This window comes from Slackia equolifaciens, from assembly GCF_003725995.1.
In the GTDB taxonomy this organism is placed as follows: Bacteria; Actinomycetota; Coriobacteriia; order Coriobacteriales; family Eggerthellaceae; genus Slackia; species Slackia equolifaciens.
Map to the genome: position 1 here is coordinate 231,931 of NZ_QIBX01000001.1, position 14,478 is coordinate 246,408.

At 58.4% G+C, this 14,478-nt stretch carries 13 protein-coding genes; 3 read left to right on the top strand and 10 right to left on the bottom strand.

Annotated elements, in window-relative coordinates; translation table 11 throughout:
• Positions 1-8 precede the first annotated feature (8 nt).
• The 6 genes from DMP06_RS00935 to DMP06_RS11855 all read right to left on the bottom strand — a co-directional run bounded on the left by DMP06_RS00935 (position 9) and on the right by DMP06_RS11855 (position 5,722).
• Positions 9-890, bottom strand: a complete 882-nt coding sequence (locus tag DMP06_RS00935; RefSeq protein ID WP_161957771.1) for an ankyrin repeat domain-containing protein — start codon at positions 888-890, stop codon at positions 9-11.
• Positions 891-1,182: 292 nt separating this feature from the next.
• Positions 1,183-2,778 (bottom strand): Asp-tRNA(Asn)/Glu-tRNA(Gln) amidotransferase subunit GatB, encoded by a 1,596-nt coding sequence (gene gatB / locus DMP06_RS00940; protein WP_123207866.1) that lies wholly within the window; start codon positions 2,776-2,778, stop codon positions 1,183-1,185.
• Between the two features lie 157 nt (positions 2,779-2,935).
• The gene (gene gatA / locus DMP06_RS00945; protein WP_123207867.1) at positions 2,936-4,429 is read right to left on the bottom strand and encodes an Asp-tRNA(Asn)/Glu-tRNA(Gln) amidotransferase subunit GatA; all 1,494 of its coding nucleotides are present in this window, start codon (positions 4,427-4,429) and stop codon (positions 2,936-2,938) included.
• A complete protein-coding gene (gene gatC / locus DMP06_RS00950; protein ID WP_123207868.1) occupies positions 4,429-4,737 on the bottom strand; it encodes an Asp-tRNA(Asn)/Glu-tRNA(Gln) amidotransferase subunit GatC in 309 nt (102 codons plus the stop codon). The genes gatA and gatC overlap by 1 nt, the downstream gene beginning before the upstream one ends.
• Before the next feature lie 276 nt (positions 4,738-5,013).
• Positions 5,014-5,340, bottom strand: coding sequence for a helix-turn-helix transcriptional regulator (locus DMP06_RS00955; RefSeq protein ID WP_148042471.1), 327 nt, complete (start codon positions 5,338-5,340; stop codon positions 5,014-5,016).
• Positions 5,297-5,722, bottom strand: coding sequence for a type II toxin-antitoxin system RelE/ParE family toxin (locus DMP06_RS11855; RefSeq protein ID WP_380783337.1), 426 nt, complete (start codon positions 5,720-5,722; stop codon positions 5,297-5,299). Before DMP06_RS11855 ends, DMP06_RS00955 begins: the two co-directional genes overlap by 44 nt.
• Before the next feature lie 296 nt (positions 5,723-6,018).
• Here DMP06_RS11855 and DMP06_RS00965 point away from each other — a divergent pair, with 296 nt between their 5' ends.
• The 3 genes from DMP06_RS00965 to DMP06_RS00975 all read left to right on the top strand — a co-directional run bounded on the left by DMP06_RS00965 (position 6,019) and on the right by DMP06_RS00975 (position 9,357).
• Positions 6,019-6,483, top strand: coding sequence for an RNA polymerase sigma factor (locus tag DMP06_RS00965; RefSeq protein WP_274542713.1), 465 nt, complete (start codon positions 6,019-6,021; stop codon positions 6,481-6,483).
• Positions 6,480-7,325 (top strand): hypothetical protein, encoded by an 846-nt coding sequence (locus DMP06_RS00970; RefSeq protein ID WP_123207871.1) that lies wholly within the window; start codon positions 6,480-6,482, stop codon positions 7,323-7,325. The genes DMP06_RS00965 and DMP06_RS00970 overlap by 4 nt, the downstream gene beginning before the upstream one ends.
• A 169-nt stretch (positions 7,326-7,494) precedes the next feature.
• Complete coding sequence (locus DMP06_RS00975; protein WP_123207872.1) at positions 7,495-9,357, top strand: vWA domain-containing protein; 1,863 nt, start codon at positions 7,495-7,497, stop codon at positions 9,355-9,357.
• 73 nt (positions 9,358-9,430) lie between these two features.
• On the opposite strand, the gene DMP06_RS00980 is transcribed toward DMP06_RS00975, so the two are convergent.
• The 4 genes from DMP06_RS00980 to ychF all read right to left on the bottom strand — a co-directional run bounded on the left by DMP06_RS00980 (position 9,431) and on the right by ychF (position 14,356).
• The gene (locus DMP06_RS00980) at positions 9,431-11,416 is read right to left on the bottom strand and encodes a RecQ family ATP-dependent DNA helicase (protein ID WP_123207873.1); all 1,986 of its coding nucleotides are present in this window, start codon (positions 11,414-11,416) and stop codon (positions 9,431-9,433) included.
• Between the two features lie 248 nt (positions 11,417-11,664).
• The gene (locus tag DMP06_RS00985) at positions 11,665-12,321 is read right to left on the bottom strand and encodes a helix-turn-helix domain-containing protein (protein WP_123207874.1); all 657 of its coding nucleotides are present in this window, start codon (positions 12,319-12,321) and stop codon (positions 11,665-11,667) included.
• The gene (locus DMP06_RS00990; protein ID WP_123207875.1) at positions 12,318-12,998 is read right to left on the bottom strand and encodes a DUF3990 domain-containing protein; all 681 of its coding nucleotides are present in this window, start codon (positions 12,996-12,998) and stop codon (positions 12,318-12,320) included. Before DMP06_RS00990 ends, DMP06_RS00985 begins: the two co-directional genes overlap by 4 nt.
• Before the next feature lie 293 nt (positions 12,999-13,291).
• A complete protein-coding gene (ychF, locus tag DMP06_RS00995; protein ID WP_123207876.1) occupies positions 13,292-14,356 on the bottom strand; it encodes a redox-regulated ATPase YchF in 1,065 nt (354 codons plus the stop codon).
• Between the last annotated feature and the right edge of the window lie 122 nt (positions 14,357-14,478).

Consider the following 14,478-nt stretch of genomic DNA (forward strand, 5'->3'; position numbering starts at 1 on the left):
ATTGTGCGCTACGGCTCCAACACATTCGCACGTTCGGAAAGATGGTCGAGAGCTTCTTCCTGCGTAAGAGAGCCCTCATCGACGTATTCCCGCAGCGTCTGACGATAGAGGTCCCAAGGCGTTAGACCGTCTTGATCCTGCGCCGTAATATCGGCTCCCGCAGAAAGCAGCAGGTCGATAGCCGCATCGGTATCGTCGAGAGTCGCACTGCTTTTGTCAGACCCCAAACCAAGAGTGCAAAGATCCGTGCAGGCATTGTGCAGCGGCGTCCTGCCCCATGCATCTGCCACGTTAGCATCGGCGCCATTGTCCAACAACAGTTCAACCATATCCAGCGAGCTGAACGAGATAGACGTCGCCATGATCAGGGCGTATTCGGAATCGGCTGCGTTGCCTTCTGTGTCATATCGCACAAGCGGCTCATTCAGATCGATCGTCCTGCCCTTGTCGTGCGCATCGGCAAGCACCACCTCGGCACACTCCGCATCGCCATAGGTTATCGCCGTACGAAGCAGATTTCGATACGATTCGGCGCCCTCGTCGCCCAGCTGCAAATCGGAAGCGTCGAGCGCTTGATCAAGGCGCTCTAGGTCATGGCCCACGATGGCGACCGAGCAATCGTCATAATCAGTGGTCAGGCCTGCATACGTCGCAGGAATGAATACTGCTACCGCCATAAACACCAGAATCGGAACACTGACCGCATAGAACACTATCGGGAGCGCGATGAGCCCGCCGAGCTTTTTACCTTGCGCCCGACGTTTTTTGGTACGCGCGGCGAACACGATAGTAAGCACGACGGCAGCGAGGAAAAGCGCGACAGCCGCCAAGAAGATGAACGCGAAAAATCCCATTGCGCCCAGCATAACCAACACGCTTATTCCGCCCATGTCAGCCCCGTCCATTCGTCGAATTCGTTGACCGTAGTAAACCATTATCCCACCATATAGGGCAACGCGAATCGGAATAAGCCGATTTCGTGCATGGCAAGCGTCAGCCCGTGACATATCTGCGGCATGAAGTTGGGATCATCGATGCCTATTGCCGGCAAGGCGGCGAGGCATTTTCCGGGGCTTGCGGGCGAAGCTCACCAAGGGTGTCGCACAAAAAGGGTCGACCGAATCCGGTCGACCCGTAACACGCGCATTCAGACGACACGCGCCGCGTGTGCTGTGCCGATTGCTATTCAGCCAGCTTTTTCGCCAACAGCTGGTTGATCATCTTGGGATTGCCCTGACCGCGCATCTCTTTCATGCACTGGCCCACGAAGAATCCGATGAGCTTTGCGTTGCCTTCCTTGTAGCGCGCCACCTCGTCGGGATGTGCAGCGATAACGGCATCGACCACGGCTTCGATAGCGCCGGTATCGCTCACCTGTTTCATGCCGCGCTCGTCCACGATAGCGACAGGGTCTTTATCCTCGTCGAACACGGCGGCAAGCACTTCACGACCCTGCTTGGACGAAATAGCGTCATCGGCAAGCAGGCGCACCAGCTCGATGGCCCGCTCGGGAGTGAGCGGACAATCCAGCAGGTCGAACGACGCATCGGCGTTCATGCGGGCGCTGATGTCGTTAAGCACGAGATTCGCAAGCGGTTTGGCGAGTTTCTTTGCATCTTTTCCGGCAACTCCCATTGCCTGCTCAAAGAAGCCTGCGGTCGCACGGTGCTCCACCAGATGGCGCGCATCATACGGAATGAGTCCCCAGGTCTCCTCGAATCGCTTGGCCTTTTGGTCGGGCAGCTCGGGCAGCTTGGCGCGCACGCCCTCGATGAATTCATCGGTGAGATCGTAAGGCGCCAGGTCGGGCTCAGGGAACAGGCGATAATCGTCGGCCGTCTCCTTTACGCGCATCACGATGGTGCGCTTGGCGGAAGGATCCCAATGGCGGGTTTCCTGATAAATGGTACCGCCCTCTTCAAGCACCTCAGCCTGACGGCAGATCTCATACGCCAGTCCATCGTGGAGGTTCTTGAAGCTGTTCATGTTCTTGAGCTCGGTCTTGGTGCCGAACTCCTTAGACCCGCGGCGGCGCAGGCTCACGTTGCCGTCGCAGCGTAGGCTGCCTTCCTCCATCGAGCAATCGGAAATGCCGATGGCCAGATAAATCTGACGCAGCTTCTGCATGAACAGGCGTGCTTCTTCGGGCGTACGCAAATCGGGCTCGGTCACCAGCTCGATGAGCGGCGTGCCCGCGCGGTTGTAGTCAACCAGGGAGTGCGTGGCACCTGCAATGCGGCCCTCGTCGCCGCCGATGTGCACCATTTTGCCGGCGTCTTCCTCCATATGGATGCGCGTGATGCCCACGTGCGCCACATAGCCGTCCTCGGTGCGCGTGACGTTTGCCGCCGTGGTGCCGGGCGCGCCGCTCTCACCGGGCTTGAGATTGCCCAGGTCGATGCGCTCCTTGGCACCGGGACCATCCACCTGCAAATCGAGATGGCCGCGCATGCAGAAGGCGATAGGCCCCTGCGTGGTCTGAAAGTTCTTCGCCATGTCGGGATACATGTAGTTCTTGCGGTAGAACATCGAGTGCTTTTCGATGTCGCAGTTGGTGGCAAGGCCGGCCAGCACGATGGATTCAATGGCAGCCTTGTTAGGCACCGGAAGCGCACCGGGAAGCCCCAGGCACACCGGGCAGGTGTGCGTGTTGGGCGCGGCGCCGAACTCCAGCTTGCAGCCGCAGAACATCTTGGTGGTGAGCGTGGTCAGCTCGGCATGAATCTCCAGGCCGATGACCGCTTCCCAGTCTTGCAACACATCTTCGAGCTTGCGCATAAGTACGTGCTTTCTACTCGTCCGCGGAAGGCCTCGACATCATTCAGTCGCTCAGACAGTCCTGCTCGCTCGAAAGCCACATTGAGTGGCTTTCGGCTCGTGCGGAACTCGCTTTGTGAACGACGCCGAGTCCTTCCGCTGCGTTAACAGAATCGCTTTAGCCCTCTGTCGGACAAAAGCCCGGCGCGACGGGCGCTTTGCCATAAGTGGCCTCAAGCGCCGCCGCCACGCGGAACATGTTCTCGTCTTTGAACGCGGGCGAAATAACCTGCATGCCCACGGGCAGGCCACTCTCCTCACCCAAACCGCACGGCACGCTCATGCCACCGTTGCCAGCGATGTTGATGGAGATGGTGAACATGTCCGAAAGATACATGGTTGCAGGATCGCTAATCTCGCCAAACTTGAACGCGGTGCGTGGGCTTGCTGGAGCCAGGATGGCGTCGCAACGCTCGAACGCCTGCACGTAGTCCTGCGTGATAAGCGTTCGCACCTGCTGCGCGGGATAGTAATACTGATCGTACACGCCGGCGGAAAGCAGATAGCTGCCCAGAAGGATGCGACGCTTGGCCTCCATGCCAAAGCCCGCCGCACGGCTTGCCTCGTATTGGCTGCCCAAATCCTTGTGGCCCGGGTCGGCATAGCCGTAGCGCACCGAATCGAAGCGCGCCAGATTGGAGAACGCCTCGCACGGCCCTAGCACGTAGTAGGCGCTAATGGCGGCGTTTGCATGCGGAAGCTCAACCTCCACGATTTCGGCGCCCGCGTCCTCGAGCACGTGGGCCGCCTCCTCGAGCTTTGTGCGCACCTCAGGAGCAAGACCGGGGGCATCCATGAACGCGCGAACCAGGCCGACGCGCATGCCGCGCACGCTTTCGGCGCCCTGGGCGATAGCACCCAAGAAGTCGGTTTCAACCTGCTGCGACGTGCAATCGCGCGGGTCATGCTTGCAGATGGCCTGCATGGCGAAGGCTGCGTCCTCAACACTGCGAGCAAACGGGCCCACCTGGTCGAGCGAGCTGCCGAACGCCACCACGCCGTAGCGCGAGACCATGCCGTACGTAGGCTTCACGCCCACGATGCCGCAAAAGCTGGCAGGCTGGCGGATGGATCCACCGGTATCGCTTCCCAGCGTGACGCATGCCATGCCGGCCGCCACCGCCGCCGCGCTTCCGCCCGAGCTTCCGCCTGGCACGCGCTCCAGATCCCACGGGTTGTGCGTGGGTCCGAACGCGGAGGTTTCGGTGGACGAGCCAAACGCGAACTCGTCCATATTGAGCTTGCCCAGCGGGATACCGCCGGCTTCAAGCATATCTTCTACGCATGTAGCCGTGTAGGGCGAAACGTAGTTTTCCAACATGCGCGACGAGCACGTGGTGTGAGTGCCTTTAAGATTGAGGTTGTCCTTGAACGCCACGGGCACGCCGGCAAGCGGGCCCATCTGGTCGAACGTGCCGTTTGACACGGCGGCATCAACCTGGGCCGCGGCATCGAGCGCTGCCTGCTCGGTCACTTCCAGAAACGCATGCACGCGTCCGTCTTGCGCAGCAATGTGGGCAAGCGACTCCTGCGCCAGCTCACGGGCGGAGAAATCTCCTGCTGCAAGGCCTGCGCGAATCTGGCGCACGCCCATCTCAAAAACGTTTGCCATTATGCATCGCCTCCGCCCAGAATCGCCGGAATAAGGAAGCTGCCGTCCTGTTGCTTGGGGGCGTTGGCAAGCGCCTCGTCCTGTGTGAACGAGGGCTGCTCCTCATCCTCGCGCATCACGTTGGACAAGCTTCCAATGGGGTGGAACGTGGGCTCCACGCCCTCAAGATTAAACTGCCTGATAGGCTGTAGCGTGTCGATGATGCTGTTTAAGTCCTCGGTCATCTGGACAAGTTCCCGCTCGTCCAGGCCGACGCGTGCGTAAGCGGCCATGTCACGCACGTCTTTTTCGGTTACATATTGGGTCATGAATAATCCTCCTACGCATGGGTGCGGCTCAAGCGGTAGCGCCTCGCGGAGCACATCGCGTAAACGGGCTGCACTCCCATCGTTGGGGGGCGAACGAAACATTGGTTTCACCCGCCCAGACAATAACCGCTTTATCATAGCAAAGCGAAGCGCCCGATGCGCATCCTTCGGTTAAAGTCGCGCAAACTCCGCGACAAGCGTCCCAGTGCAAAAGGCGGATGGACTATGCGGGCACTCACCATAAGATTGCTCGATGATCGACATGCAGCTCGAATGTCACACGAAACGAATGTCCAGACGCTTTCCCAGCCCCTTCGCAATGCGACCGAGAGTACGCAAGGTTGCCCCGGAGGTGCCCGTTTCAATGCGACTAATGACGCGCTGGTCAACGCCCGAGGCCTCTGCGAGCTGGCTTTGGGAAAGACGAGCGGCGAGACGCGCCTCTATGACAGCCTTTCGGGCAAGGAATTCGGGCTCACCCGCCTCCCATTCCGCGCGAAATCCTGGATCTTGCAGCTGCTTTTCTAGATAGCGTTCAAAATCGTCCATAAAGTTCTCCTCACGAGCATCCACCGCATCCATCATGCCGAGCGCAATAATCACGACGATAACGTTTAGCGCGTTCTATTTCACTGCGCGGAGTTTTTCGACTTTTCTTTTCAAACCCATGGGTGAGAACCGCGCTGCCTTCATGGAAAAAGAAATAGAGCACTCTTCCCGTATCTCCCCCAAACGTAGACCTCGGTTCGAAAATGCCATCTTCCAAATATTTGGATTCCGGCTCGCGAAGAGCATGCCCGTACGCTTTGAGAAGAGCGATGCTCCGCAACGTTTTCTCCCTGAGTTTTCGAGGCAGTCCATCCAGGTATTCTTCCACAGGAGCATTTCCGTTCACATTTTTGTAGAAGCGTATCTCCATAGCGATCACCGCTTCGACACGAACGATTTTACTATTAGATAGTAGTAAAAGCGAGACCGAACGCATAATTTGCAACTCATAATTGCCCCTTTCGCTGCCGACTCATTTTCGACTGTCCCACAAAACGTGGTTAGGGGCTTCCCAGTCATATCTATAATAACGAACATATGTTCTTATTTCAAGGCGCAATATGCCATGCCTTCGCGGCGACCGCACCGAAGCGAGCGCCTGCCACGAAGTGCCGCCCGCTGCTTCATGGTTGACGGAAATGACGAAATTACCCGACAATCGCACGAGCTGAATCGTATTAGGCGCAGAAGCGCAAAGGAGAAAACCTGGCCAGTCGCACCGACATAACGGACATCTATCGCCGCCACGTAAAGATGGTGTATCGGCTTGCGTACTCGTACCTGGGCTCGACGGCCGACGCGGAAGACGCTACGCAGAGCGTGTTCATGAAGCTGATAAACGCACCGCGAAGCTTTCAGAGCGTCGAGCATGAGAAGGCGTGGCTCATTCGATGCACGTCCAACCTGTGCAAAGACATGCTGAAAAGCGCTCGCGTCAAGCGCCGCGACGAGATGCCGGCAGACATGCCCGACGGCAACATTCGTGACGCGCACGAGTTCGACGACGTGACGCAGGCCGTGCTCTCCCTACCCGAGCGATACAAGGACTGCGTATACCTGCATTATTACGAAGGGTACAAAACCGACGAAATCGCACGCATCACGGACACGCCGCCTTCCACAGTGCGCAACCGGTTGCGTGACGCCCGCGGAATGCTCAAAAGAACGCTAACGAAAGAAGGGAGGGATGCGCTATGACCGGACGGTTCGACGACAAGAAACGCCGAGCGGAAGATGCGATGGAACGCGATCGCGCCTTAAGCGACGCCCCCCTGAACGCGCGCGTGCGCGAGGCCTACGAAAGAATGACGCCCAGCGTTCAGGCAGAAGAGCGCATGCTCGCCGCTTTGATCGCAGCGCAAGAGATGCAGGCGGAAAAGAGCGAAGAGGACGCGCGGAGCGCCGCAAATCACCAGCAAGCTCGCTTCGCCGACACGCAAGTCAACGCCGGATACAAAACGAACGGAGCAGCCGCGCATCGCAGGATCCACGCCCAAGTGCGCCCCGCGCGAACGAAAGCCCAGCGAGCGGCGATTGCCCTCGCGGCATGCCTTGCAGCGGCTTTCATCGGCATCGGCGTGCTCGTGACCATGGGCCAGCCTTCCAGCATGCTAGGCGCAAGCGCCGGTTCGAGCCAGTCGGCAGCATCTTCGGCCGAAAACGAGAATCTGGAAGCGGCGCTGGACGGTTCGGCGAACGAGGAAGCAAGCGCACCCGATTCCTCCGATTCAGCCAGCAGCTCGACGAACGCCGAAAGCGGCGAGCCCAACAGCACACTTCTCTCCTCCGACCAGGACGTTCGTTATCCCCATATTGCGCTTGATTCGGGTATCGAGCTTGAAATCGCGCATGACGAGTACGGCGTCGCAATTGCCGCCGCGCAAAGCGATATCGCAAGCAAACCACAAACGGCCACGGCTTCAAACGATCTGGGCGAGACCGCCGAATGCCACGTATACGAAAGTACAAGCGAAAGCCCCTACCCCTACGTGGTGTCTTTCGATGATTCAAGCCAGCTGTTTTTCGCGCAACCCGCATAGCCGATCAAACCCAAACCTCGGAGAAGGGCTGTGGCAGAGCAGCGACCGCCCCAAACCCTGAACAGGCGCTGCGACAAAGAAACAAAACTTAATTCCTGCCCCTCTCGCCCGACAAAATCGCACGCTCAATCGTATTCCCCATAAAGCGGTCAACGCGAAAGGGGATGCCATGAAGTCCGAGAATACGCCCGTCAAATCCCATCGCAGCATAAAAGCCCTCGCCATAGCCGCATGCACGCTGCTTGCTGCAGGCGCTCTTATCTGGCTTGGGTGCTCGGCGCTCACCAGTAGCACCTCCGCGAACGACTCGCTGCTAGGCGCCCCCTTGGGTGATTCCGCCTCCACATCGGGAGGCTCATCGAGCGCTACGGCCAGTGCGACCGAAAGCTATTACGCACCCGAACCCTACACGCCTTTCAACACCGAAGAATACGCCTACCGTGACGAGCCGGGGTTCATCTCGGTTGCCGCACAGCCGCTCTCCACGCTTTCCGCCGATGTGGATACGGCGTCGTATTGCAATCTGCGGCGCATGGTGACCGATGGAGCAACGTGCGATATGGTCCCCGCCGGGGCCATCCGCACCGAAGAGATGCTGAACTATTTCGATTACGACTACGCCTCGCCCACAGACGACAACCTTTTCAGCGTCACGGCGCGTGCAGGCGTGTGCCCCTGGAACCCAGAAACGCTGTTGCTCGTGATGGGCTTTTCCACCGAGGCACGCGAGGCGGCCGACCCGCAAGGCACCAACCTGGTGTTCCTTATCGACACATCGGGATCGATGGATAGCTACGATAAGCTTCCCCTGCTTCAGGAAGCGCTTGGCAAGCTGGTGGAGCAGCTCGACGAACGTGACCGCGTGTCTATCGTCACGTATTCGGGCGATGAAAGCATTGTGCTGGAAGGCGCGTCAGGCGCCGATCAACATGCCATCATGCACACCGTATACGGTTTGGTTGCCTATGGCTCCACCAATGGCGAGGCGGGGCTAGCAACCGCCTACGAAGTAGCGGAACGCAATTTCATCGAAGGCGGCGTGAACCGCATCGTCATGGCGTCGGACGGCGACCTGAACGTGGGTATAACTTCGGAAAGCGATCTGCATGACTTCGTGGAGCAGAAACGCGAAAGCGGCGTATACCTTTCCGTACTGGGATTTGGCAGCGGCAACTACAAAGACACCAAGATGGAGGTCCTAGCTGATCACGGCAACGGCACGTACCACTACATCGATTGCTTGGACGAAGCCAAACGCGTGTTCGGCGAGGACCTGCGGAGCAACTTTGTTCCGCTTGCCGACGACGTGAAGGTGCAGGTGGAGTTCAACCCCGCGCAAGTAAAGGCGTATAGGCTGATAGGGTATGAAAACCGCACGCTCGCGGCGGAAGATTTCACCGACGATGCCGCAGATGCGGGAGAAGTGGGCGCGGGCCACCAGTTCACCGTGGCGTACGAGGTGGTGCCCGCGGGTTCGTCGTTCGAGATAGATGAACCCGCCCTCAAATACGGCGGCATGAGCGGCAAAGACGGCGCGAGCGGCAGCAGCGGCAGCTGGCGCGATGCGAATCCGGAAGCTGCGGCAACCGAAACCGCATTTGCCACCGAAGTCGAGCCCGATTCATCCGCCGCGGCCCGATCTGCCGCCCTGACGCCCAAGGCGGGGCAGGAAAACGCCGAAGCCGCCGGTATCCTTATCGACGGCTCGCTCGAAAGCGAATGGCTCACCTGTTCGGTGCGCTACAAACCCGCCGGTCGAAATGAATCCGTACAGCAGCAAGCCGTAGTGGATGCATCCGCTTTTTCGACCAGCCCCGGCACCGACTGGCAATTTGCCGCAGCCGTCATCGAGTGCAGCATGGTGCTGCGCAATTCCGACTACATGGGCACCGCCACGCTCGACGGCGCTCTTCAGCTCGCGCAAGAATCTGCCAGCGGAGCATTTGCCGAAGAGCGCCAAGGATTTGCCGCCCTCATCGAGCGGATCCACGACAATGCCGCACGGCTCGACGACACGTATCCTTCCTGGTAAGGGATCAAAAGACGGCGCAACGAGTGCATCGTGCGCGACATGAATTTCGGCAGGCAGCACGCATGATGCGCCCTTACGCCTCCTGCAGGAAAGCGGCAATCTCCTCCATGAACGTCTCACCATACCGGGCAAGCTTGGTTTCGCCCACGCCGTTTACCTGGAGGAACTCGAGGCGATCTTTGGGACGGCGCACGCACATGTCGCGCAGCGTACGGTCCGAGAACACCACATAAGGCGGGATGCCGTTGGTGTCGGCGATACGCTTGCGCAGTGCGCGCAAACGCTCGAACAGCGCGTCATCGCCCGCCGAGAACCCTGCCGAGCCGAATGCGTGGCCCCCAAAACGCGCCCCGACCTCGCCCATCGCACGGGAGTCAGGGCTTTTCGCCTTCATGCGTTTCATGGTGAATTCAAAATCATCGGCATCTGCCTCAAAGCAGCGGGGGCCTAAGCCAACCACAGGATACGTGCCATCGGATACCTGAAGCAGCCTCTCCGCCGCAAGCAGCTCTATCACCTCTTTGACCTGCGATATCGAATCGCTCACCGTACCGTAGGAGTCCAGACGGTCAAGCCCAAGCTCAAGCAGGCGCGCCGCCTTGGAGCCGCGCACGATATCTGCCACCATGCTCTTGCCGAACGAACCATTGACCTCGCGCACGCACTGCACGCACCGCCGCGCCGTTTCGGTCACGTCCACCGAGTCGAATTCGCCCAGGCAATTGGAGCAGTTGCCGCACCCGATTGGCGACGGGGCGGAAGAGGCTCCATGCTCAAACAGTCCTGACTCGCACGAACGCCCCACTGGGGCGTTCGGCTCGTGCGGAACTGCGCGTGGAGCCCCCTCCGCCCCGTCGCAGGCCGATGTATCACCCTCATCCCCAAAGTAGTTCAGAATATACCGGCGCAGACACCCCGTGGTATGGCAGTACCCCACCATTGCTTCCAGCATGCGGCGCTGGCCCGCGCGCACACGTTCCGCCTCCTCATCGGTTAGCTCCCCATTGCCCGCGCCTTCCTCAATGAAATAACGGCACGTGTTCACATCTCCGTCGCTCCAAAGCAGCAAGCACTCGCTAGGCTCGCCGTCTCGCCCGGCTCGACCCGCCTCTTGATAGTACGCCTCAATGCTCTTGGGCATGTTGTAGTGAATCACGTAACGCACATTGGATTTATCGATACCCATGCCAAACGCGTTGGTGGCCACCATGACCAGCGCGTCATCATCAATAAAGCGCTGCTGGCTTGCGCGGCGATCATCGGACGCCATCCCGGCATGGTAGCGCGCCACCGAAATGCCCTGCCCGGCGAGCCACGCCGTCAGCTCTTCAACCGCCTTGCGTGTGGAACAGTAGATGATGCCGCTTTCGCTCGAGTGCTCGGCGATGTACCCCGCAATGCGCGAGCGCTTTTGCTTAGGGCTCAGCTTTTCCACGCAAAACCGCAGGTTGGGACGATCGTAACCGGTGATGACCGTCTCCGGATCGCGCAGGCCCAAAAGCTCTGCGATATCGTCGCGCACATTGTCGGTCGCCGTGGCCGTAAGCGCGATAACCGGCGGACGTTGAGGCAGCCCATTGATGAAATCCCGAATCATCAGGTACGAAGGGCGAAAATCCTGGCCCCACTGCGACACGCAATGAGCCTCGTCGATGGCAATCAGAGGAACGGTGATACGAGATGCGAATTCGCGAAACAGCGGGTCAGATAAGCGTTCCGGAGCCACATACATGATTTTATATGTGCCTTCTTCGGCGCGATGCATCACCGTGCGCTGCTGTCCCGGCGTAAGCGTGGAGTTGAGATACGAGCCGCGCACGCCAACGTCTATGAGCGCGCGAACCTGATCGCCCATAAGCGATACAAGAGGAGAGATGACCAGCGCCAATCCGGGCAGCACGATGCCGGGAATCTGATAGCACAGCGATTTGCCGGCGCCCGTGGGCATGATCCCCAACGCGTCGCGCCCCTCAAGCACCGCCTGGATGAGCGTTGCCTGGCCGGGGCGAAACTCGGAATAGCCGTAGAATCTGCCCAGAGCCCCGAGAGCATCATCCATTGTCGCTTTCGCATGCACGCTCACATCCGAAGCGCTTAAACAAGCAGAAAGCTCCATGGATACGTACTCCTTTATTCGAGACAACCGTGACAGATGCTGAACGCGCACCTCACCTTGACGCGCGTCGGAGAGTGTAGCGCAACGACGATGGCCCGTCATCCCGCACGCCACTTTGCAGCACGATGCGACATAAAGAGCAGACGCAAAACGGAATCAGCCGAGTGTCGCAACGAAAGCAATTGCGCCTATCAAAGCTCCATTACATCCTCCATGGAGCAATGCAAAGCACGAGCAAGACGCAACAATGTGGAGCCTTGCGCCTTGTTGATATCTTTCTGGCGCTGCTCATACATCTGGATGGAGCGAAGGCCCACGCCACTTGCCTCCGACAGCTGCGCCTGCGAAAAGCCGGCTGCTACACGAATGCGTTTGAGATTTGAAGCAACCGATGCCTGCGCCATAACACTCTCGCACACACCAATGAATTTGCGCTCGTCTGCCTCGTGAAGAGGGTAATACATTGATTTGATTCGATCGTAGGGCAAGACCTCGAAAATGCTCTTGTACGTCCTGCCTGAAGAAAGCTGATACCATGCGACATTCCACCCGACCCAGTAATCGGACGTTCGCGACAAACGATAGGGCACCTCGTCATCAAGAAGCGTTTCGATTTCGGAATCCATGTGGCGCAGCAGCTCCGCACCAGATTTGCCCGCCACATACACCGGATTGCATCGCTCGAATTGGACGGCAAGACCCGACACGATGAACAAATCTGCCACATATTGCCCAGAAAGCCCTGCTACATTGACCCCTAAATCAAATACCGCAGCCAGCGCATGCGCAGCATCATCGCGATACAAATCGGAATCTTCCAGGTGAATGAATTCGTATTCGACCCTCACAGAACAGCGCCCCTCAATAAATCGATCATGAATATGTCATCGGGCTGAACATCGCCTGAAACCACCAAGGCTTTATAGTCATTACGTGCTCTCCTGTCACGGCTCATGCGCTTCGGGTGCCATATCGACCCATCCACGCTTTCCTCGCGCACGAAAGCAAGCGCATCGAACGCGCGCGGGCTCTTGATGACGACCTGACGCCCTAATTCACCAAACCGCAACGCAGCTTCAAGCTGTCTCAACGAAATCCTGTTGTCCAAAAAAGCACGAGCAAATGAGAAATACGAATCATCCGCACGATAGCCCGTGACCACATCCGCCTCATCGACGCAAATCGCATAACGCTCCAGCATGAAATCCCTTGCTCGAGCCATAACGGGTGTAGTGATATCGAATTTTCTATGAGCAAGCAGAACAGCTATCCAATTAAGCGAGCTGTAGTTGGGCGCATCCAGATCCAAGACCCGCAGGCCCTTCATAGGGAGGTGATATTCATTCACAAATCCGCTCAATAATTCAGGGCACGCCCACTCACGTGCCAAATCAATAAACTCAGTACAGTAGAAACCCAGGCCGTAATCATTGAACGGATTCCCTATGCCATAGCGAGGATGCCTTACCACCATGCGCGATCCATGGTACAGCGTCAACACGGAATCGCTTGACATAACGCTCATGTTGCACCTCCTTATTGCCCAGTAAATATTATATCACCCCAGTGATATAGTCAAATAAGGAAACAGCAGCATGATGCGGGTGCCGTTTGCGAAAGACGGTTTTATGTTCAACCCACGAGCTGCCCTTTGCACATGGCTCCGCCGTAACGGGAGTGCGCGGATTGACGCAAAAAGGGCGCCCGCAACGCGAACGCCCCAACAAAAGGTTTACAACACATTCTCCGAATGAATGCTGCAAACGTGGATATCAAGCCTATTCAAGCCGATGAACTCCGGGTCAAACGCTTATTATCCTATACGTTGAACTTGAAATGCATGACGTCGCCGTCTTGCACCACGTACTCCTTGCCCTCTTGGCGCAGCTTACCGGCGTCACGGCAGCCCTTCTCGCCGCCGAGCGCAACGTAATCCTCGAAACTCGCGGTTTCGGCCTTGATGAAGCCGCGCTCGAAATCGGAGTGAATCACGCCCGCCGCCTGGGGCGCCTTCGCTCCGATGGGGATGGTCCAGGCGCGCGTCTCGGTTTCGCCGCTCGTGAAGTAGCTCTGCAGCCCAAGAAGCTTGTACGCCTCGCGGATCAATCGCTCCAGACCGCTCTCGGAAAGACCCAGCTCCTCCATGAACATACTCGCCTCCTCGGGGTCGAGCTCGGAGAGGTCGGCCTCGGTCTTGGCGCAGATGGGAACAGGAATCTGCCCGTCGATTTCGGGCAGCTCGGCACCCAGCTTATCCTCATCCACATTGGCGATGTAGAGCATGGGCTTCATCGTGAGCAGGCACAAATCCTTGATGGCGGCCTTCTCTTCGTCGGAAAGCCCCAGCGTAAGCGCACGATGACCATCGTTGAGGCCGTCCAGCACCTTCTTGGCCGTTTCGAACTTGAACACGGCGTTCTTGTCGCGCTTGGACTCCTTTTCCAAACGCGGCAACGCCTTGTCGAGCGTGGCTATATCGGCAAGAATCAGCTCGGTTTTGATAGTGTCCACATCGGATTGCGGGTCGACCTTTTTGGACACGTGCTCCACGTTGGGATCGCTGAAGAAGCGAACCACCTCGCAGATGGCGTCGGTCTCGCGGATGTTGGCAAGAAACTTGTTGCCCAGGCCCTCGCCCTGGCTAGCGCCCGCCACCAGACCGGCGATGTCCACGAACTCCACCGTAGCCGGCACGATTTTGGCGGGGTGGTCAATCTTGGCCAGCTCCTGCAAGCGCGAATCGGGCACGGGCACCAGGCCAACGTTGGGCTCGATGGTTGCAAACGGGTAGTTGGCGGCGAACCCGCCCTTCTTGGTGAGCGCGGTGAACAGCGACGACTTGCCCACATTGGGCAGGCCCACAATACCGATGGAAAGCGACATTGCTATCTCCTCATGACGAACATGCCGATGAATCGTTTCAGACAAACACACGTATGATACCAGACGCGGCAGAAAACGGCAGGCCCGCCTGCGTATATCCTCTACGCAGGCGGGCCTTGTAA

What these genes read in the sequence shown, in the direction of transcription:
- DMP06_RS00935 (WP_161957771.1), bottom strand. Translation starts at nt 890, where the DNA reads ATGGGCGGAATAAGCGTGTTGGTTATGCTGGGCGCAATGGGATTTTTC.
- gatB (WP_123207866.1), bottom strand. Translation starts at nt 2,778, where the DNA reads ATGCGCAAGCTCGAAGATGTGTTGCAAGACTGGGAAGCGGTCATCGGC.
- gatA (WP_123207867.1), bottom strand. Translation starts at nt 4,429, where the DNA reads ATGGCAAACGTTTTTGAGATGGGCGTGCGCCAGATTCGCGCAGGCCTT.
- gatC (WP_123207868.1), bottom strand. Translation starts at nt 4,737, where the DNA reads ATGACCCAATATGTAACCGAAAAAGACGTGCGTGACATGGCCGCTTAC.
- DMP06_RS11855 (WP_380783337.1), bottom strand. Translation starts at nt 5,722, where the DNA reads ATGCGTTCGGTCTCGCTTTTACTACTATCTAATAGTAAAATCGTTCGT.
- DMP06_RS00970 (WP_123207871.1), top strand. Translation starts at nt 6,480, where the DNA reads ATGACCGGACGGTTCGACGACAAGAAACGCCGAGCGGAAGATGCGATG.
- DMP06_RS00975 (WP_123207872.1), top strand. Translation starts at nt 7,495, where the DNA reads ATGAAGTCCGAGAATACGCCCGTCAAATCCCATCGCAGCATAAAAGCC.
- DMP06_RS00980 (WP_123207873.1), bottom strand. Translation starts at nt 11,416, where the DNA reads ATGGATGATGCTCTCGGGGCTCTGGGCAGATTCTACGGCTATTCCGAG.
- DMP06_RS00990 (WP_123207875.1), bottom strand. Translation starts at nt 12,998, where the DNA reads ATGAGCGTTATGTCAAGCGATTCCGTGTTGACGCTGTACCATGGATCG.
- ychF (WP_123207876.1), bottom strand. Translation starts at nt 14,356, where the DNA reads ATGTCGCTTTCCATCGGTATTGTGGGCCTGCCCAATGTGGGCAAGTCG.